We start from the raw sequence: 19685 nt of genomic DNA, 5'->3' as shown, positions 1-19685 counted from the left end.
ATTTGATCCAGCCGATAAATAGGAACAAGCGCACCCGGCGCCCAATCATCCAGCACTCTCATCATTGCCCCCAGCATGTCTTGCGCGACATGGCGGGTGCGGCGCCAGGGTTGGCCCGCGCACCGCTGCTGGTCAGGCTGAAGTCACCGCAGGGATCGCCGGCCATTCCCGAGTCGACGGCAGGCGTAGCCACCAGGCGGTAATCCTGAGGGTTCAATGCTGCGGTGATTCTATAGCGATCATTGCCCGTACTGACGCCGCTTGCGTCAATAAAAGTACCGTTCCTCGCATAAAAGCGCTCCAGGTACTGAGCCTGCTCGGTCAAGAGCGCGACGATCTCGGCGCGATAGACTTTTTTCACATGACCGGCGTACCCGGGGTAAGCGATACCGGCCAGAAGCCCGATGATCGCCACGGCGATCAGTAACTCGATCAGGGTAAAACCCTGGCTATCCATGTCCATCCCTCTACTCCTTATTGAAGTTGTCGCCAGGCCACTCGCCGAAACCACGACCGCCCGTCCTCCTCTACCCGCACATACACACTCTCCAGCACCGTACGCGATTGGCCACTGAACCCGACCGCGGTCACTCGGTACAAGGTGGCCGGGGTTTGCGCCGGCAAATGCGCCACCCCCACGCCAGTCCCCAGGGATTGCACACCGTAGAGACCACTTTTCAGGCCGGCCCAATTCACGCCCGACACCGGATTCACACCAGCACCTGTCACCGAGAACGCCTCACCGGGTGGCGCACAGGTGACGAACGATTGGCACGGCGCCAACCCCGCGAACTCCCGCTGCACCCTTGATTCTCCCAGCCTCAAGCCACTTTCAGCCGTCTGAAGTGACTGGTTGCGATGCCAGAGGCTCGCGGCGATCTTTTGCTGAGTCACAGCCATTTGCATCGATGACAAACCGACCAGCGACAACAGCAGCAGAAACACCAGGCTGATCAACAGCACCATGCCGCCTTGACGAGAAAACAGCATGGCCGCCCTACCCCACACGGTTTCGCAGCGCCGCCGCGACGCTGTAGGTTTGATCCTTGACTCGGCCGGTCGGGTCTTGCAGCGTCATCAGGATGCGCACGCTGCGTATCAAGGCAGCGTCGACCGGGCTGTCGTCGTAGCGCGCTACCGTCAATGAGTCCAACCTGTCGGCCATGCCAAAACTGATTTCGAAACGCTGCACGTTATCCACCAGCACCGCCTTGGCCGGCGCAGCGGGCGTGCTGACCTTCAACTGGCCCGCCTCAAAGGTGTAGGTAAGCTGGCGTAGCGCAAAAGAGATTTGCCCAGGCGTTGGCGCAGGTGCGCTGGCGGAGTAGGCATGGGCAGTGCCGGTGCAGTCGGACAGCACTGTCCAGTCGGGCTTGCCACCGGCGATATCAGCGGTGATCAACGTCAGCGACTTTGAGGCGCCCACGGCACTCCAGGCGACAGGCCGATCAAAGGCCGGCGGGGCATTCTCGATAAACGCTGTCGCCAGGCAGCCAAACATGCCGGCCTGGCGAATGTCCTGGATCAACTTGCCCAGGGCAAACCGCGCATCATCCTGCAGCAACATCGCCGCCTGCTGACTGGCAGAGGTCGTTCGCGAGCTGATCGCCACCTGGCTCACGCCGAGGATCAGCACCAGCCCGACGGCCAGGGCCAACAATAATTCCACCAGGCTGAAACCGCGTGCGCCCCTCCTCACTGTGCGGCCTCCATGCGACTGGTCAGGGTGAAGGTTTCGCGCGCACCCGGGGTATGCGTGCCGCGTTGATCGCTCCAACTGATGCTGACAGTCACCTCATTGGCGCCGATCACCACCGAACCCGTCGCGCTCTCCCCGGCGAAACCGCGAATATTCGCCTCGAAGTCATGCAGATCCAGATCGCGCACGCTGGCGTTTGCGGTACTGGCCGGCACGCTCGCCCCGGCGCGCCAAGCGTAATCGGCACCGGCATTGGCGCGAATTCGGTCGAGCATGTCGTAGGCGATGAAACTGGCCTGGCTGGTCATCCGTGAACTGTCGGTGTACTTGAGCGCGTTCAACTGGATCACTGCCGCACCCAGCAGGCCGACGGCGAGAATCAGCACCGCCATCAGCACCTCGATCAATGTAGTGCCGCCCTGGTGCCTGGGCGCGGCATTAAAAAAGCAGGTAGTCGGACAGGCAAGCATTACCGTCGTCATCCGTATCGAAGGCCAAGGGAAGCAGGAAAATCCTGCTGTGCGGCCCAAGACTAGCGTCGGTTTTCAGCCCGCGCTGCTGCGGGAACAAAGGGAAATACTTTGGACATGAAGGCCATCATCCGTTACCGCCGACGTGGCGCTATACCTACGGCAGCACCCCAACACTGAATCGGGTCCACGGAGGGACAGCACATGCGACAACGCGGTTTTACCCTGATCGAACTGCTGCTCGGGCTGATCGTGAGCAGCATCCTGGCGCACCTGGCGGTGCCCAATTTCAAGCACCTGCTGGCGTCCCAGCAACGACAAAGTGCCGCACAATCGCTGGCGAGCGGGCTGCGCTTTGCACGCACGCAAGCCATTGCACGCAACCAGGCGGTGGTGATTCACGCGCGCGAAGACGATTGGAGCCAGGGTTGGCGGGTGATAGTGGATGTGAGTGGACGCGGCCATCTGGACGACGACAACCCGGTGCTGCTGGAGCGCCAGGACAGCGGGCAAGTAGCGATCGTGGGCAATGGGCCGGTCAAGAGCCAGGTTCGCTTCAGCGGGTTGGGTGAACCGGTATTTTCAGGTGGGGGATTCCGCGCCGGTACCGTGCACGTGTGCGCCACGGACGAGGCTCAGAGCCTGCACCAGATAGTGCTGGCCCCCAGCGGGCGCATCAGCCTGCGCAGCGACAGGGCCGAGCAGGCGTTGTGCCGCAGCTACTCCGGCACCCTGGCAGTCAGAGCAGCGAGCGAACCCGCAGCTCCTTGGGCATGGAGAAAGTGATGTTCTCTTCACGACCGGCCAATTCATCCGCGCCGGTAGCGCCCCAGGCGTGCAGCTGCTGGATAACACCGCGCACCAGCACTTCCGGGGCCGAAGCGCCCGCAGTAATACCAATTCGCTCGACGCCATCGAACCAGCTGCGCTGCATGTCCTCTGCACCGTCGATCAGGTACGCCGGTGTCGCCATGCGCTCAGCCAACTCGCGCAGGCGGTTGGAGTTGGAGCTGTTAGGGCTGCCGACCACCAGCACGACGTCGCACTCATTGGCCAGTTGCTTAACGGCATCCTGGCGGTTCTGGGTGGCGTAGCAGATGTCGTCCTTGCGTGGTCCGCCAATGGCCGGAAAGCGGCTGCGCAACGCGTCGATCACGCGGCTGGTATCGTCCATGGACAAGGTGGTCTGGGTCACGAAGGCCAAACGCTCGGGGTTGCGCACCTGCAGGTTGGCGACGTCTTTCTCGTCTTCCACCAGGTAGATGGCGCCGCCGTTGCTGGCGTCGTACTGCCCCATGGTGCCTTCGACTTCAGGGTGCCCGGCGTGGCCGATGAGGATGCATTCACGGCCGTCACGGCTGTAGCGCGCGACCTCGATATGCACCTTGGTGACCAGTGGGCAGGTGGCATCGAATACTTTCAGGCCACGGCCTGCCGCTTCGGTACGCACCGCCTGGGAAACACCGTGGGCGCTGAAGATGACGATAACGTCGTCCGGCACCTGGTCCAGCTCTTCGACGAAGATGGCACCGCGCGCGCGCAGGTCTTCGACCACGAATTTGTTGTGGACGACTTCATGACGCACGTAAATCGGCGGCCCGAAGACTTCCAGGGCGCGATTGACGATTTCGATCGCCCGGTCCACGCCGGCGCAGAAGCCACGCGGGTTGGCGAGTTTGATTTGCATGCTGTGCCTCGTGTCTTTGTAGGAGCTGGCTTGCCTGCGATGCAGTCGACTCGGTGTAGAAGGCAAACCGAGTGGATGCAATCGCAGGCAAACCAGCTCCTACAGGAACCGGTTTTGTCGGTCAGATTGCTTTAACGTCGATGATTTCAACGTCGAACGTCAAGGTTTTACCGGCCAACGGGTGGTTGAAGTCGATGGTCACTTGCGCGTCATCGAAGGTTTTGACCACACCTGGCAGCTCGGTATTCGCCGCGTCGTTGAAGATCACCAACAGGCCTTCCGACAGATCCATGTCCTGGAACTGCGAACGCGGGATGATCTGCACGTTTTGCGGGTTGGGCTGGCCAAAAGCGTTTTCCGGCAGGATCTGCAGGGTGCGCTTGTCGCCGGCCTTGAAACCGAACAGGGCGGCTTCAAAACCCGGCAGCAGGTTGCCGTCGCCGACCTTGAAGGTCGCCGGGGCTTTGTCGAACGTACTGTCGACCGTGTCGCCGTTCTCCAGGCGCAGTGCGAAATGCAAAGTGACTTCCGTGTTCTGGCCGATGCGTTGCTCAGCCAATACCTGATCAGTCATTGACGGTCTCTCCGGTTTTCTTGCTCTTGAACATATCCAACGCCAGCATGATTGCACCGACGGTGATGGCGCTGTCGGCGAAGTTGAAGGCCGGGAAATACCAGCGGTTCTGCCAATGCACCAGAATGAAGTCGATCACATGGCCCAGGGCAATGCGGTCGTACAGGTTGCCGAGCGCGCCACCCAGCACCAGCGCCAGGGCGATGGCGAGCCAGGTGTCATCGCGGCCAAGGCGTTTGAGCCAGACCACCAGCACCGCACTGACCACCACGGCGATCAGGGCGAACAGCCAGCGCTGCCAACCGCCACTGTCAGCCAGGAAGCTGAAAGCGGCGCCGGTGTTGTAGGCCAAGGTCCAGCTGAAGTAATCCGGGATCACCACGATCTGCTGGAACATCTCCAGCGAGCCTTCGAAATGAGCCTTGCTGACCTGGTCGATGACCAGGACCAGCACGCTCAGTACGAGCCAGCCCAGACGTCCGAAACGACTGGCGTTAGGCATAGTGGCGAACCTCGCCAGTACCGCTGATGTTATCCACGCAACGGCCGCAGATTTCCGGATGCTCAGGGTTCACGCCGACATCTTCACGGCAGTGCCAGCAACGGGCGCACTTGGGGAAGGCCGACTTGACGACTTTGAGCTTGAGGCCCGGCACTTCAGTGGCCACGGCATCGGCCGGCGCCTGGGCAAAAGGTGCCAGGCTCGCGGTCGAGGTGATCAGCACGAAGCGCAGCTCGTTGCTCAGCTTGGCCAGGTCAGCGGTCAGGCCTTCCTCGGCAAACAGGGTGACTTCGGCTTGCAGGTTGCCACCGACGGCCTTGGCCGCACGCTGCACTTCCAGCTCCTTGTTCACCGCAACCTTCACGGCCATCACGCCTTCCCAGTACTCACGGCCCAGTTCGAAGTCGGCCGGCAGTTCGGTCAGGCCTTCGTACCAGGTGTTGAGCATCACCGATTCGTTACGCTCGCCCGGCAGGTATTCCCACAGTTCGTCGGCGGTGAAGGCCAGGATCGGTGCGATCCAGCGCACCAGCGCTTCGGAGATGTGATACAGCGCGGTCTGCGCCGAGCGGCGTGCCTTGCTGTTGGCGCCGGTGGTGTACTGGCGGTCCTTGATGATGTCGAGGTAGAAACCACCCAGCTCCTGCACGCAGAAGTTGTGGATCTTCGAGTAGACGTTCCAGAAGCGATACTCGCCGTAGTGTTCCTGCAACTCGCGCTGCAGCAACAGGGTACGGTCCACGGCCCAACGGTCCAGGGCGAGCATGTCCTCGGCCGGCAGGATGTCGGTGGCCGGGTTGAAACCAGTCAGGTTCGACAGCAGGAAGCGTGCGGTATTACGGATCCGGCGGTAGGCATCGGCGCTACGCTGCAGGATCTGGTCCGACACGGCGATTTCGCCCGAGTAGTCGGTCGACGCGACCCACAGGCGCATGATGTCGGCGCCCAGGGTGTCGTTGATCTTTTTCGGCTCGATCACGTTCTTCAGCGACTTGGACATCTTGCGACCCGTCTCGTCGACGGTGAAGCCGTGGGTCAGCAATTCGCGATACGGTGCGTGGTTGTCGATGGCACAACCCGTCAGCAAAGAGGAGTGGAACCAGCCACGGTGTTGGTCCGAGCCTTCCAGGTACAGGTCGGCGCGCGGGCCGCTCGCGTGGCCCATCGGGTGCGAGCCGCGCAGCACGTGCCAGTGGGTGGTACCCGAATCGAACCAGACGTCGAGGGTGTCGCTGATCTTGTCGTACAGCGGCGCTTCGTCGCCCAGCAGTTCGGCAGCGTCCAGCTTGAACCAGGCTTCAATGCCTTCCTGTTCAACGCGCTGGGCCACTTCTTCCATCAGTTCGACGGTACGCGGATGCAGCTCGCCGCTTTCCTTGTTGAGGAAAAACGGGATCGGCACGCCCCAGTTACGCTGGCGGGAGATGCACCAGTCCGGGCGATTGGCGATCATCGAGTGCAGGCGCGCCTGGCCCCAGGCCGGGACGAACTTGGTGTCTTCGATGGCTTTGAGCGAACGGACACGCAGGGTGTCGCCGCTGGTCGGCTCTTTGTCCATGCCGATAAACCACTGCGCGGTGGCGCGGTAGATCAGCGGGGTCTTGTGGCGCCAGCAGTGCATGTAGCTGTGCTTGATGGTGTCGGTCTGCATCAGCGCACCGACTTCGCGCAGCTTGTCGATGATCGGCTGGTCGGCCTTGAAGATGAACTGGCCGCCGAAGAACTCGAGCGAAGGCACGTAGACGCCGTTGCTTTGCACCGGGTTGATGATGTCGTCGTTGACCAGGCCGTATTTCTTGCAGATGACAAAGTCGTCCACGCCATACGCTGGCGAGCAGTGAACAATGCCAGTACCCGAACCCAGTTCGACGTAGTCAGCCAGGTACACCGGCGATAGGCGGTCATAGAACGGGTGACGGAAATTGATCAGCTCCAGCGCGGAGCCTGTGGTGGTGGCGATCACCGCACCTTGCAGCTCATAACGCGCCAGGCAGGCCTCGACCATTTCCTCGGCCAGCACCAGCAGGCGATCACCGACGTCCACCAGGGCGTAGGTGAATTCCGGGTGCACGTTCAGCGCCTGGTTGGCCGGGATGGTCCACGGCGTGGTGGTCCAGATCACGATCGCTGCGGGCTTGCTCAGGCTTGCCAAGCCAAAGGCCTCGGCCAGCTTGGCGTCGTCGGCAATCGGGAAAGCCACGTCGATGGTCGAGGACTTCTTGTCTTCGTACTCGACTTCCGCTTCAGCCAGGGCCGAGCCGCAGTCGAAACACCAGTTCACCGGCTTGAGGCCCTTGAACACGAAACCGCCCTTGACGATTTCGGCCAAGGCACGGATTTCACCGGCCTCGTTCTTGAAGTTCATGGTCTTGTACGGGTTGTCCCACTCGCCGAGCACGCCCAGGCGGATGAATTCGGACTTCTGCCCTTCGATCTGCTCGGTGGCGTAGGCACGGCACAGTTCGCGGGTTTTATCCGCGCCCAGGTTCTTGCCGTAGGTCACTTCGACTTTGTGTTCGATCGGCAGGCCGTGGCAGTCCCAGCCAGGGACATACGGCGCGTCGAAACCGGAAAGGGTTTTCGAGCGCAGGATCATGTCCTTGAGAATCTTGTTCAGCGCATGACCGATGTGAATCGTGCCGTTGGCATAAGGAGGGCCGTCGTGCAGGACGAACTTCGGACGATCCTTGCCAATTTCGCGCAACTTTCCGTACAGGCCAATACTGTCCCAGCGCTGCAGGATCTGCGGTTCGCGCTGTGGCAGGCCGGCCTTCATTGGGAAGGCGGTGTCCGGAAGGTTTAGCGTGGCTTTATAGTCGGTCATTTAAGGCTCTTCGGTTAGCGATGGGCGCTAGGTGCGGCTAGTGCACGGGCGGCGGCGACATCCGCATTGATCGCCGTTTTCAACGCCTCAAGCGAGGCGAAACGCTGCTCTTCACGCAGCTTCTGGTGGAAAACCACCGTCAAACGCCGGTCATACAAATCACCGGCAAAATCCAAAAGGTGAACTTCCAGGTGGGCCTTGCCATCACCTGCAACCGTGGGCCTGACGCCTATGTTGGCGACTCCTGGCCACGATTGGCCATCGATGTCGACGCTGACCAGGTAAACCCCGGTCAGCGGCACACGACGGCGCTTGAGTTGCACGTTGGCGGTTGGCGTGCCCAATTGGCGCGCCAGCTTCTGGCCGTGCAGTACCCGTCCGGCAATGCGGAACGGGCGACCGAGCAAACGCTCGGCCAGGGCGAAGTCGGCAGCGGCCAGGGCATTACGCACCTGGGTGCTGCTCACGCGCAGGCCGTCCAACTCGACGGTTTGCGCGGCTTCGACGGTGAAACCCTGGGTGATACCGGCGTGTTGCAGGAAATCGAAATCGCCGACGCGGTCGCAGCCGAAACGGAAGTCATCACCGACCTCCAGGTGCTGCACGCCCAGGCCATCGACAAGGATCCGGTCGACGAACTCGGCAGCGCTGAGGCTCTGCAAACGCTGGTTGAAGGCCAGGCACAGGACGCGGTCCACGCCTTCTTCGGCCAGCAATTGCAGTTTGTCCCGCAGGCGGGCCAGACGGGCCGGCGCCGTTTCGGGGGTAAAGTATTCCCGCGGCTGTGGCTCAAAAATCACCACGCAGCTGGGCACGCCCAACTCGACCGCACGCTCGCGCAGCCTGGCCAGGATAGCCTGGTGGCCACGGTGAACACCGTCAAAGTTGCCAATAGTGGCGACGCAGCCCCGATGCTGGGGGCGCAGGTTGTGGAGACCTCGAACCAGCTGCATAACGCGCTTCTTGCTCATAAAGTGGTCGATTATAACCACACCCGGCCCCGGACGACAGGCAACAGCGCAGGCCAAATGGATCGAATCGATAAAACAACCGTTTTATCGCGGCAAACGCTCTATCCGAGGGACTTGCGATTGAAATCCCGCAGGCGGAAGCCCTGCAGCAGCAACATCCCGAAGTACACCACCACGCCCGCCACCACCAGAACGCCCAGGCGCATGAAGCGCTCCAGCATATGGCCTTCGTCCCAGGCCGGCATAAAGTGCATCAGCCCGAGCAACACCGCCGACATTGCCGCCACTGCCACCAGCAACTTGAGGGCAAACATGCCCCAGCCTGGCTGTGGTTGGAACATCTGCTGTTTGCGCAGCTGGTAAAACAGCAGGCCCGCATTGATGCAGGCGCCGGCGCTGATCGCCAGGGCGAGGCCGGCGTGGGCCAGCGGGCCGATAAACACCAGGTTGAGCAGTTGCGTGACGACCAGCGTGAAAATCGCGATCTTCACCGGCGTGCGGATGTTCTGCTGGGCATAGAAGCCCGGCGCCAGCACCTTGATCACAATGATCCCGAGCAGCCCGACGGAGTAGGCAATCAGCGCACGTTGAGTCATCAAGGCGTCATGGGCATCGAACTGACCGTACTGGAACAACGACACGGTGAGCGGCTCGGCCAGGATCCCCAGCGCCAGGGAGCACGGCAGCACCAGCACAAAGCACAGGCGCAGGCCCCAATCGAGGATCCGCGAGTATTCCTGACGGTCCTTGCTCGCGTAGGTGCGCGCCAGCGTGGGCAGCAGGATCGTGCCAAGGGCCACGCCAAGTACGCCGGACGGCAGCTCCATCAGGCGGTCGGCGTAGTACATCCAGGATACCGAGCCCGAGACCAGCAGCGAGGCGAATGCGGTGTTGATGATCAAGGAGATCTGGCTGACCGACACGCCGAGGATCGCCGGCAGCATGTTGCGCATCACCCGCCATACGCCGGTGTCCTTGAGGTTCAGGCGCGGCAAGACGAGCATGCCGATTTTTTTCAGGTGTGGCAGCTGGTAGAGCAACTGCGCCAGGCCACCCGCCAGTACGGCCCACCCGAGGGCCATCACCGGCGGATCGAAGTACGGCGTGAGGAACAGCGCGAAGATGATCATGCTGACGTTGAGCAACGTCGGTACAAAGGCCGGCACCGAGAAGCGGTTCCAGGTATTGAGGATCGCCCCGGCCAGGGACGACAACGAGATCAGCAATATATAAGGAAAGGTCACGCGCAGCAGATCGGTGGTCAGCGCGAATTTTTCCGGGGTGTTGGCGAAGCCCGGCGCGGTAGCCCAGATCACCCAGGGCGCGGCGAGCATGCCGGCGATCGTCACCAGCATCAGCACCAGGGTCAGCAGGCCCGAGACGTAGGCAATAAAGGTGCGGGTCGCCTCCTCGCCCTGCTGGGTCTTGTATTCGGCCAGGATCGGCACGAACGCCTGGGAAAACGCACCTTCGGCGAAGATACGCCGCAGCAGGTTCGGCAACTTGAAGGCAATAAAGAAGGCATCCGTGGCCATGCTGGCGCCAAAAATGCGCGCCAGCAGGGTGTCACGCACAAACCCCAATACCCGGGAGATCATCGTGATAGAGCTGACGGCAGCCAACGATTTGAGCAGATTCATTGAAAGAGTTTGCGCCTATAGATAAAGAGCAGGCGAACTGTGCGCCTACTTATGCGATACTGCGCGCCTGCAACAGCACAGAGCCAAAGCTCGCGAGTTTACAGGTCAAGCGCCGGAAATAAATCACCCGCCTCTTCAGATCGACCACTCAGCAGTTCGCATCAGCCGCCCTTGACAACCCATCAAGTCATCGGCATGATTCGCGGCCTATTTTGTTTGCTATTTCCTAAAAAGTCTTTCGAGGAGCTCGACGGTGGCCAACACACCTTCCGCCAAAAAACGTGCAAAACAGGCTGAGAAGCGTCGCAGCCACAACGCCAGCCTGCGTTCCATGGTTCGTACCTACATCAAGAATGTAGTTAAGGCCATCGACACCAAAGACGCTGAAAAAGCCCAAGCTGCTTACGTTCTGGCCGTGCCAGTTATCGACCGTATGGCCGATAAAGGCATCATCCACAAGAACAAGGCCGCTCGCCATAAGAGCCGCCTGAATGGCCACATCAAGGCTCTGAGCGTCGCTGCTGCAGCCTAAGTGGTAACAACTGCAACGCAACCCCGGTTGCGAAACAGTTAAGAAATGCCCCGAACCGAAAGGTCCGGGGCATTTTTGTTTGTGCGGGCTTTTTGTTTGTGCGGGCTTTTTGTGGTGAGCGGGCTTGCCCCGCGTTGGGCTGCGTAGCGGCCCCAAAACCAGAGGACGCGGTCCCACTGGAGGAATGCGGTGATCTTGATGGGGCCGCTACGCAGCCCAACGCGGGGCAAGCCCGCTCACCACAAAAAAGCCTGGTGCATAAAGAGCCCGCTGGAGCAAACAGCTGTGCTCGGCTGGATTTTCAGGCACAAAAAAAACGCCCCGAACCAGTCGGGGCGTTTTGCTACCTATTGATCAAACATCAATCAATGGTGGTGACCGCCTTCACCGTGGACGTGGCCGTGAGCCACTTCTTCCTGGGAAGCGTCGCGAATGGCAACGATCTTCACTTGGAAGTTCAGGCGCTGGCCAGCCAGAGGGTGGTTGCCGTCGACGGTTACGTCGTCGCCGTCCAGGTCACGGATGGTGACGATCTGCATTTGGCCGTCCGGCGCGGAAGCGTGGAACTGCATGCCCACTTCCAACTCATCCACACCTTCGAACATGCTGCGGCTCAGGGTGCTGACCAGTTCGGCGGAATATTCGCCGTAGGCATCTTCAGGTTCTACGGCAACGGTCAGTTCATCACCGACGTTCTTGCCTTCCAGCGCCTTTTCCAGGCCCGGGATGATGTTACCTGCGCCTTGCAGGTAGACCAGCGGCGCGCCGCCGGCGGAGCTGTCGATGACCTCACCAGCGTCGTTGGTCAGGGTATAGTCGATGGAGACAGCCTTGTTAGCGGCGATCGTCATGGGGCGAGACCTTTTGCATAAGAATGAAGAACGGACAAGTCTAAACAAGGATTTGCCCGAAAGCGAACAGAACCCGGACGGACGGGACCGATCAACGGTCGCGACGATCACCGGATTCCACCAGGATGATGACCAGCACTGGGTTGCCGAGCTGTCTTGTGGCCATACCCAGCACCTGCGCCACCAGCCGCCCTGGCAGTCCCGCGCCTGGGTGCTGGACCCCGCGCAACGCCTGGAAAAAATAGGCCAGCCCTTTGCCTGCGGCTGGTGTGCGCAAGAGCGCGAATAACGATAACCTTGGCGCCTGATTCCCGGTAGGCACTCACGCATAGAGCGCCACCGAAGCCATGCACCTCCAGAGAATTCGCATGCAGACTTTTTTTATCGCGCCCACCGATTTTGGTGTGGGTCTGACCTCCATCAGCCTTGGGCTGGTGCGTACCCTCGAGCGGGCCGGGCTGAAAGTCGGTTTCTTCAAGCCGATTGCCCAGCCGCACCCCGGCGACACCGGGCCCGAACGCTCCACCGAACTGATCGCCCGCACCCACGGCTTGAAGCCGCCGCAACCGCTGGGCCTGGCCCACGTCGAGCGCATGCTCGGCGACGGCCAACTCGACGAACTGCTCGAAGAGATCATCACCCTGTATCAACAGGCCGCCGTCGGTAAGGACGTGCTGATCGTCGAAGGCATGGTGCCGACCCGCAGCGCCAGCTATGCCGCGCGGGTCAACCTGCACCTGGCCAAGAGCCTGGACGCGGAAGTGATCCTGGTCTCGGCCCCGGAAAACGAAGTGCTCACCGAACTCTCCGGCCGCGTGGAACTGCAGGCCCAGCTTTTCGGCGGCCCGAAAGACCCGAAAGTGCTGGGTGTGATCCTCAACAAAGTGCGCACCGATGAAAGCATGGAGGCCTTTTCAGCACGCCTGAAAGAGCATTCGCCGTTGTTGCGCAGCGGCGATTTCCGCCTGCTCGGCTGCATTCCCTACCAACCCGAACTCAACGCGCCGCGTACCCGCGACGTCGCCGACCTGATGGGCGCGCAGATCCTCAATGCCGGTGATTACGAAACCCGGCGCATGACCAAGATCATCATCTGCGCGCGCACCATGCGCAACACCGTGGAGCTGCTCAAGCCGGGCGTGCTGGTGGTAACGCCGGGCGACCGCGACGACATCATCCTCGCCGTGAGCCTGGCCGCGATCAACGGCGTGCCGCTGGCCGGCCTGCTGCTGACCAGCGACACCCTGCCCGACCCGCGCATCATGGAGCTGTGCCGCGGCGCGTTCCAGGCTGGGCTGCCGGTGCTGTCGGTGAGCACCGGTTCCTACGACACGGCCAACCAGCTCAACAGCCTGAACAAGGAAATCCCCATCGATGACCGCGAGCGCGCGGAGATCATCACCGATTTCGTCGCCAGCCATCTCGATGCGCGCTGGCTGCACCAGCGCTGCGGCACGCCACGGGAAATGCGCCTGTCGCCAGCGGTGTTCCGCTACCAGTTGATCCAGCGTGCCCAGGCCGCGAACAAGCGCATCGTCTTGCCCGAAGGCAGCGAACCACTGACCGTGCAGGCTGCGGCCATCTGCCAGGCGCGTGGCATCGCACGCTGCGTGCTGCTGGCCAAGCCGGCGGATGTGGAAGCCGTCGCCCGCGCCCAGGGCATCGAATTGCCCGAAGGCCTGGAAATTCTCGACCCGGACCTGATTCGTCAACGCTACGTCGAGCCGATGGTTGCCCTGCGCAAGAGCAAGAGCCTCAACGCGCCGATGGCCGAGCAGCAGTTGGAAGACACCGTGGTGATCGCCACCATGATGCTTGCATTGGATGAGGTCGACGGCCTGGTTTCCGGGGTTATCCACTCCACGGCCAACACCATCCGCCCCGCCCTGCAGTTGATCAAGACCGCACCGGGTTGCACGCTGGTGTCGTCGGTATTCTTCATGCTGTTCCCCGAGCAGGTGCTGGTGTACGGCGACTGCGTGATGAACCCGCACCCCAGCGCCGCCGAGCTGGCGGAAATCGCCCTGCAAAGCGCCGATTCGGCCGCCGCCTTTGGCATTACTCCGCGCGTGGCGATGATCAGCTACTCCAGCGGCGACTCGGCGAGCGGTGAGGAAGTGGAGAAGGTCCGCGAAGCCACCCTTCTCGCCCATGAACAGCAAAGCTCACTGCTGATCGACGGTCCGTTGCAGTACGACGCCGCCGCCAACGAAAACGTCGCCCGCCAACTGGCGCCCGACAGCCTGGTCGCCGGCAAGGCCACCGTGTTCGTGTTCCCGGACCTCAACACCGGCAACACCACCCACAAGGCCGTGCAACGCAGCGCCGATTGCGTCAGCCTGGGGCCGATGCTCCAGGGCCTGCGCAAACCGGTCAACGACCTGCCTCGCGGCGCCCAGGTCGACGACATCGTGTACACCATCGCGCTGACTGCGATCCAAGCCGCCAACCGACCTATGGATATCTAAATGCTGGATTTTCTACCTGCCGCCGTACGCGGGGTGATCGCGTCCCTGCTGTTGGCGCTGAACACAATCCTGCTGTGTTCGTTCCTGTTTATCGTGGCGCTGTTCAAGGCGCTGCCGTTTGCCAAGCGCTTCAGCGAATGGCTGATGAACCAGACCCACGAGGCCTGGATCAGCAACAACAACGCCTGGATGACCCTGGTGCGACGCACTCGCTGGCACATCAAAGGCCTTGAGGGCCTGGACTATCAGCACTCGTACCTGGTGACGAGCAACCACCAGAGCTGGGTCGACATCATGGTGCTGCAATACGTGCTCAATCGACGGATTCGCCCGCTGAAGTTCTTCCTCAAGCAGGAGCTGATCTGGGTACCGGTGATCGGCCTCGCCTGGTGGGCGCTGGGCTTCCCGTTCATGAAGCGCTACACCAAGGCGTACCTGGAAAAGCACCCGGAGAAGAAAGGCAAGGACCTGGAAACCACCCGCAAGACCTGTGCGAAGTTTCGCGACAACCCGGTGGGCATTTTCAACTTCGCTGAAGGCACGCGCTTTACCCCCGGCAAGCAGGCGCAGCAGAAATCGCCGTTCCGCTACCTGCTCAAGCCCAAGGCTGGTGGTATCGCGTTTGTACTGGATGCCATGGGTGAGCAGCTGAAATCACTGGTCAACGTGACCATTCACTACCCTGCCGGGCGCCCCGGGTATTGGGATTTACTCTGCGGGAATGTGAAAGAGGTGGTCGTGCAGTTCGAAGAAGTGCAGATTCCGGCTGAGTTTATCGGCAAGAATTATGAGCAGGATGGCGAGTATCGGTTGGCGTTTCAGGGCTGGATCAACCGGTTGTGGGAAGAGAAGGACCAGTTGCTGGAGAAACTGCACACAGAATTCCCAGGCAAAAGATGATCAACCTGTGGGAGCTGGCTTGCCTGCGATAGCGGTGGGTCAATTACTGATATATCAACTGACAGTCAGCAATCGCAGGCAAGCCAGCTCCCACATTGATTGAGCCTGATCTTGAGGATGTAAAAAAGCCCGTCACCGAGTCATCGGTGGCGGGCTTTTTTGTGGCGGCAAGGTTTAGATCGCGCCGCGCTGACGCAACAGCTCCAGCACTTGCTTGACGCTGTCTTCCAGCGACAAGGCCTGGGTGTCGATCACCAGGTCGGCATTCAACGGCACGTCGTACGGGAAAGACTCGCCAGGGATGTTATCCCCACCCGCGGCGTACAGGCCTTGCGGATCACGCTCGGCGCACACCAGCGGCGAGGCTTGCACATAGACCGTGAGCAGGCGGTCGGCGCCAATCAGCGCCTTGGCCTGTTCGCGACCCTCGGCATCCGGTGCAACGAAGGCGGCCAGGGTCAGCAGGCCAGCCTCGTTGAACTGACGCGCCACATGCGCGGCACGCCGCCAGTTTTCGGTACGCCCGGCACGGTCCTGCGGCAGACCTTTGTTCAGGTCGTGACGCAGGTTCTGGCCATCCAGTACGAACACCGCACGCCCCATGTCGAAGAGCTTGCGCTCAACCGCATAGGCCAGGGTGCTTTTGCCGGCGCCCGACAGGCCGCTGAACAGCACGGTGGCCGGTTGCTGGCCGAAACGTAGCGCGCGCTCCTCGGTGGCCACATGCGCGAGACTGCCGTGCTGCGCAGCGCCGCCATGGTTGACCGGCGGCGCGATGATCATCCCCGCGGCCACAGTGCCATTGGTCAATCGGTCGATGACGATAAACGCACCGGTGGTGCGATTGCTGTCATAGCCGTCCAACGCAATGGCGGCGTCGAGGCTGACCTTGACCCGGCCGATCTCGTTCAGTTGCAGCGAACTTGCCGGGCCTTCGGCCAGGGTGTTCACGTCCACGCGGTGCACGATGCTGGTGATGGAACCCGGCACGTAGCTGGTGGCGCGCTTGATGTCGTATTTCTTGCCCGGCAGCATCGGCTCTTCGGCCATCCACACCAGCATGGCGTCGAAGGCGTCGGTCACTTGCGGCACGTTGTCGGCATGCACCAGCAAGTCGCCACGGGAGATGTCGATCTCGTCTTCCATGGTCAGGGTCACGGCCTGGCCAGGCCCCGCATGCTCCAGCTCACCTTCGAAGGTGACGATGGATTTGACCCGGCTGCTCTTGCCCGACGGCAGCACCACGACTTCGTCGCCCTTGTGCACGACGCCGCTGGCGAGGGTGCCGGCGAAACCACGGAAGTTCAGGTTCGGACGGTTGACGTACTGCACCGGGAACCGCAGGTCGGTGTAGTTGCGGTCGTTGGCGATCTCGACGGTTTCGAGAATCTCCATCAGCGATTGGCCGGTGTACCACGGCGAACGCTCGCTCTTGTTCACCACGTTGTCGCCCTTGAGCGCCGACATCGGCACAAAGGCCAGGGTGCTCGGCTTGAAGGCGATACCGTCGGCGAACTTCAGGTAATCGGCCTTGATCTGCTCGAATACGCTTTGGTCGAAGCCATTGATGTCCATCTTGTTGACGGCCACCACGATGTGTTTGATCCCCAGCAACGAGGCGATGAAGCTGTGGCGACGGGTCTGGGTCTGCACGCCGTAGCGGGCGTCGATCAGGATGATCGCCAGGTCACAGGTGGACGCACCGGTGGCCATGTTGCGGGTGTACTGCTCATGGCCGGGGGTGTCGGCGATGATGAATTTGCGCTTGGCGGTGGAGAAGTAGCGGTAGGCAACATCGATGGTGATGCCCTGCTCACGCTCGGCCTGCAGGCCGTCGACCAGCAACGCCAGGTCGATGTCATCGCCCGTGGTGCCGGACTTCTTCGAATCGCGGGTGATAGCTTCCAGGTGATCTTCGTAGATCATCTTGGAGTCGTGCAGCAGGCGCCCGATCAGGGTGCTCTTGCCGTCGTCGACGTTGCCACAGGTCAGGAAGCGCAACATTTCCTTGCGCTCGTGCTGGCCCAGGTAGGCGAGGATGTCCTCGCTGATCAAATCAGATTGATGGCTCATTGCATTCAAGCTCCAAGCTGTAAGCTTCAAGCGGCAAGCTTGTCGGCGTACAGCTAGTCAGAAATTTTGTTGATCAGGCCGCAGAGCATTTTTGAAAGCTCGCGAGTTTCTGTAATCCAGTTTTCAGCCAGCGGGCGGGCGATGTAGGCAATGTCACAACCGATGAAGATCTGAGTTCGTAGCTCCCCACAAGAAGCCTTTGCAATCCAAAGAAAGTAAGCTTTCTCTTTGGCGCTACGACGTTCCATGCCTTCAGCAATATTGGAAGGCACCGAAAGTGCAGATCGGGTGATTTGATCTTTGAAGCCAAAATCCCCGCACTCCGCAAACTCGCTATAGATCTGCACCGCTAGACACTTGCTTCTTTGCCAGACAACCAGTTTCTCGAAGTCCATCACGAGTCACTCAGTAGCGGCTCGCAACAACCGGCTGCAAGCACCAAGCTGCAAAATTACGCATACCGCCTTTAACTTGCAGCTTGCCGCTTGTAACTCGAAGCTTAAAAGTACCCTTGACGTTTTTTATCTTCCATCGAGCCTGCGCCATCGTGGTCGATGACACGGCCCTGGCGCTCGGAAGTTCTCGTCAGGAGCATTTCCTGAATGATGTCGGTCAGCGTCTCGGCTTCGGACTCCACCGCGCCCGTCAACGGGTAGCAGCCAAGGGTACGGAAACGTACTTTCTTTTTGACGATTCGGGCTTTGTCTTCGTCGGACAAGTGCTCGAGGATGCGGTCGTCGTCGATCATGATCAACGTGCCATTCTTCTCGATCACTTCGCGTTCGGCGGCGAAGTACAGCGGCACGATCGGGATGCCTTCCAGGTAGATGTACTGCCAGATATCCAGCTCGGTCCAGTTGGACAGCGGGAACACACGGATCGACTCGCCCTTGTTGACGTTGCCGTTGTAGACGTTCCACAGCTCCGGGCGCTGGTTCTTCGGGTCCCAGCGGTGCTTGCTGTCGCGGAATGAGTACACGCGCTCTTTGGCGCGGGATTTCTCTTCATCGCGACGGGCACCGCCGAAGGCGGCATCGAAACCATGTTTGTCCAGGGCCTGCTTGAGGCCTTCGGTCTTCATGATATCGGTGTGCTTGGCGCTGCCGTGGGTGAACGGGTTGATGCCCTGCGCCACACCATCCGGGTTGACGTGGGTGATCAGGTCCAGGCCCAGCTCCTCGACCATTTTGTCGCGGAACTTGTACATTTCCTGGAATTTCCAGCGGGTGTCGACGTGCATCACCGGGAACGGCAGCTTGCCCGGGAAGAAGGCCTTGCGTGCCAGGTGCAGCATCACGGCGGAGTCTTTACCGATCGAGTAGAGCATCACCGGGTTGTCGAACTCGGCGGCGACCTCGCGGATGATGTGGATGCTTTCCGCCTCCAGCTGTTTCAGATGCGTCAGTTTGTCGACCATGGTTACTCACGGAAAAACGATCTTATGGACGGCCAGCGGGCCGTGTTCGAGCGGGGCATGCTAGCACAGCACCTTCTTCTATTCAGGGAGCCAGCTAGATCGAAACGGTATATGAATATGCCTCGTGGTTTGGGGTGCAACGCGTTCAGGCGTGGGAGCTGGCTTGCCGGCGATGGCTTCAACTCGGTGTGCCTGATGTCCCGAGTTGCCTGCGTCGCAGGCAAGCCAGTTCCCACAGGGGTTCAGTTGCATGGCTCAGATCGGGTTGGGGCAGTCGATGAACAAATGCTCCAGGGCAAAACGCCGCGCCAGGTAATCGCCCAGTGCCTGCACGCCGTAGCGTTCGGTGGCGTGATGGCCGGCGGCGATAAAGCTGATGTCGTTTTCGCGAGCGCTGTGGAAGGTCTGCTCCGACGCCTCGCCACTCAGGAACAGGTCGACGCCGGCGGCAATCGCGTCGTCGATATAGCCCTGGCCCCCGCCGGTGCACCAGCCGACGCGGCGGATCATCTCGCTGCCTTCGATCAGCAAGGGCTCGCGGCCCATGACGTCCTGCACCCGGCGTGCGAAGTCGCGCGGTGACAGCGGCTCGGAGAGCGAACCGACCAGGCCGACGATCTTCGGGTTGCTCGGGTCCAGCGGGCCTTCGACCGTGATGTCCAATTGGCGGGCGAGTTGCACGTTGTTGCCGACATCAGGGTGCAGGTCCAGCGGCAGGTGGTAGGCCAGCAGACTGATGTCGTGCTTGAGCAGCGTTTTCAGGCGGCGTTGCTTCATGCCGGTGATGCAGGGGGTTTCGCCCTTCCAGAAATAACCGTGGTGCACCAGGACCAGGTCGGCCTGCGCTTCGACGGCTGCATCCAGCAGCGCCTGGCTGGCGGTCACGCCGCTGACGATGCGCATCACCTGCGGGCGCCCCTCGACCTGCAGGCCATTGGGGCAATAATCGGCAATTTTTGCACTGCCGAGGTAGCGGTCCGCTTCCTCGACGAGGGTGGTAAGGGGGACGGCCATAAAAGACTCCTAAATATCCCGTTCCGAGGCGCTCGCAGCCTCGTATAATGCGCGACATTATGG

At 61.1% G+C, this 19685-nt stretch carries 20 protein-coding genes; 5 read left to right on the top strand and 15 right to left on the bottom strand.

Annotated elements, in window-relative coordinates:
• Positions 1–61: 61 nt before the first annotated feature.
• From JFU04_RS03340 to pilV, 4 genes are read right to left on the bottom strand one after another with little or no spacing between them, the layout of a single operon-like run.
• Entirely contained in the window at positions 62–463 is a 402-nt protein-coding gene (locus JFU04_RS03340; RefSeq protein WP_120447603.1) for a type IV pilin protein, read from the bottom strand.
• A gap of 11 nt (positions 464–474) precedes the next feature.
• Positions 475–990, bottom strand: a complete 516-nt coding sequence (locus JFU04_RS03335) for a pilus assembly PilX family protein (protein WP_242485880.1) — start codon at positions 988–990, stop codon at positions 475–477.
• Between the two features lie 7 nt (positions 991–997).
• The gene (locus tag JFU04_RS03330; protein WP_201143514.1) at positions 998–1699 is read right to left on the bottom strand and encodes a prepilin-type N-terminal cleavage/methylation domain-containing protein; all 702 of its coding nucleotides are present in this window, start codon (positions 1697–1699) and stop codon (positions 998–1000) included.
• Entirely contained in the window at positions 1696–2169 is a 474-nt protein-coding gene (gene pilV, locus JFU04_RS03325) for a type IV pilus modification protein PilV (RefSeq protein ID WP_201143513.1), read from the bottom strand. The genes JFU04_RS03330 and pilV overlap by 4 nt, the downstream gene beginning before the upstream one ends.
• A 204-nt stretch (positions 2170–2373) precedes the next feature.
• On the opposite strand from pilV, the gene JFU04_RS03320 reads away from it, so the two are divergent.
• On the top strand, positions 2374–2955 hold the full coding sequence (locus JFU04_RS03320) for a GspH/FimT family pseudopilin (protein WP_201143512.1): 582 nt from the start codon (positions 2374–2376) through the stop codon (positions 2953–2955).
• On the opposite strand, the gene ispH is transcribed toward JFU04_RS03320, so the two are convergent.
• The 6 genes from ispH to murJ form a co-directional block, all read right to left on the bottom strand.
• Positions 2909–3856 (bottom strand): 4-hydroxy-3-methylbut-2-enyl diphosphate reductase, encoded by a 948-nt coding sequence (gene ispH, locus JFU04_RS03315; RefSeq protein WP_065900550.1) that lies wholly within the window; start codon positions 3854–3856, stop codon positions 2909–2911. The genes JFU04_RS03320 and ispH overlap by 47 nt on opposite strands.
• A gap of 121 nt (positions 3857–3977) precedes the next feature.
• Entirely contained in the window at positions 3978–4415 is a 438-nt protein-coding gene (gene fkpB / locus JFU04_RS03310) for an FKBP-type peptidyl-prolyl cis-trans isomerase (protein WP_173390393.1), read from the bottom strand.
• 7 nt (positions 4416–4422) lie between these two features.
• Positions 4423–4932, bottom strand: a complete 510-nt coding sequence (gene lspA / locus JFU04_RS03305) for a signal peptidase II (protein ID WP_065900545.1) — start codon at positions 4930–4932, stop codon at positions 4423–4425.
• Complete coding sequence (gene ileS, locus JFU04_RS03300) at positions 4925–7756, bottom strand: isoleucine--tRNA ligase (protein WP_065900543.1); 2832 nt, start codon at positions 7754–7756, stop codon at positions 4925–4927. The genes lspA and ileS overlap by 8 nt, the downstream gene beginning before the upstream one ends.
• 14 nt (positions 7757–7770) lie before the next feature.
• Complete coding sequence (ribF, locus tag JFU04_RS03295) at positions 7771–8709, bottom strand: bifunctional riboflavin kinase/FAD synthetase (RefSeq protein WP_065900541.1); 939 nt, start codon at positions 8707–8709, stop codon at positions 7771–7773.
• A gap of 119 nt (positions 8710–8828) precedes the next feature.
• The gene (gene murJ, locus JFU04_RS03290) at positions 8829–10367 is read right to left on the bottom strand and encodes a murein biosynthesis integral membrane protein MurJ (RefSeq protein WP_065900539.1); all 1539 of its coding nucleotides are present in this window, start codon (positions 10365–10367) and stop codon (positions 8829–8831) included.
• Positions 10368–10620: 253 nt separating this feature from the next.
• Between murJ and rpsT the strand changes: the two genes are divergently transcribed.
• Positions 10621–10899: a 30S ribosomal protein S20 gene (gene rpsT / locus JFU04_RS03285; RefSeq protein WP_016976313.1), complete on the top strand. Its 279-nt coding sequence runs from the start codon at positions 10621–10623 to the stop codon at positions 10897–10899.
• Between the two features lie 365 nt (positions 10900–11264).
• Here the strand turns inward: rpsT and JFU04_RS03280 are convergent, their stop codons facing one another.
• On the bottom strand, positions 11265–11750 hold the full coding sequence (locus tag JFU04_RS03280; protein WP_003188398.1) for an FKBP-type peptidyl-prolyl cis-trans isomerase: 486 nt from the start codon (positions 11748–11750) through the stop codon (positions 11265–11267).
• Here JFU04_RS03280 and JFU04_RS03275 point away from each other — a divergent pair.
• From JFU04_RS03275 to JFU04_RS03265, 3 genes are all read left to right on the top strand, one after another.
• The gene (locus JFU04_RS03275; RefSeq protein ID WP_065900537.1) at positions 11749–12039 is read left to right on the top strand and encodes a DUF3565 domain-containing protein; all 291 of its coding nucleotides are present in this window, start codon (positions 11749–11751) and stop codon (positions 12037–12039) included. The two genes, JFU04_RS03280 and JFU04_RS03275, sit on opposite strands and share 2 nt — an antisense overlap.
• A gap of 79 nt (positions 12040–12118) precedes the next feature.
• On the top strand, positions 12119–14218 hold the full coding sequence (pta, locus tag JFU04_RS03270) for a phosphate acetyltransferase (RefSeq protein WP_065900536.1): 2100 nt from the start codon (positions 12119–12121) through the stop codon (positions 14216–14218).
• Positions 14219–15118, top strand: coding sequence for an acyltransferase (locus JFU04_RS03265; protein WP_201143511.1), 900 nt, complete (start codon positions 14219–14221; stop codon positions 15116–15118).
• A 174-nt stretch (positions 15119–15292) separates the two neighbouring features.
• On the opposite strand, the gene cysN is transcribed toward JFU04_RS03265, so the two are convergent.
• The 4 genes from cysN to JFU04_RS03245 form a co-directional block, all read right to left on the bottom strand.
• Positions 15293–17191 (bottom strand): sulfate adenylyltransferase subunit CysN, encoded by a 1899-nt coding sequence (cysN, locus tag JFU04_RS03260; protein WP_065900532.1) that lies wholly within the window; start codon positions 17189–17191, stop codon positions 15293–15295.
• A gap of 53 nt (positions 17192–17244) precedes the next feature.
• Positions 17245–17586, bottom strand: coding sequence for a four helix bundle protein (locus JFU04_RS03255; RefSeq protein WP_065900530.1), 342 nt, complete (start codon positions 17584–17586; stop codon positions 17245–17247).
• A 104-nt stretch (positions 17587–17690) separates the two neighbouring features.
• Positions 17691–18608 carry a sulfate adenylyltransferase subunit CysD gene (gene cysD / locus JFU04_RS03250; protein WP_005784641.1) on the bottom strand — a complete coding sequence of 306 codons (918 nt, stop codon included), beginning with the start codon at positions 18606–18608 and terminating at the stop codon, positions 17691–17693.
• A 255-nt stretch (positions 18609–18863) separates the two neighbouring features.
• Positions 18864–19622 carry a Nif3-like dinuclear metal center hexameric protein gene (locus tag JFU04_RS03245; protein ID WP_201143510.1) on the bottom strand — a complete coding sequence of 253 codons (759 nt, stop codon included), beginning with the start codon at positions 19620–19622 and terminating at the stop codon, positions 18864–18866.
• Between the last annotated feature and the right edge of the window lie 63 nt (positions 19623–19685).

The organism is Pseudomonas sp. TH21, from assembly GCF_016651025.1.
Lineage (GTDB): Bacteria > Pseudomonadota > Gammaproteobacteria > Pseudomonadales > Pseudomonadaceae > Aquipseudomonas > Aquipseudomonas aylmerensis.
Note: the sequence above shows the minus strand (reverse complement) of the source record. Positions and strands in the feature narration are given on the sequence as shown.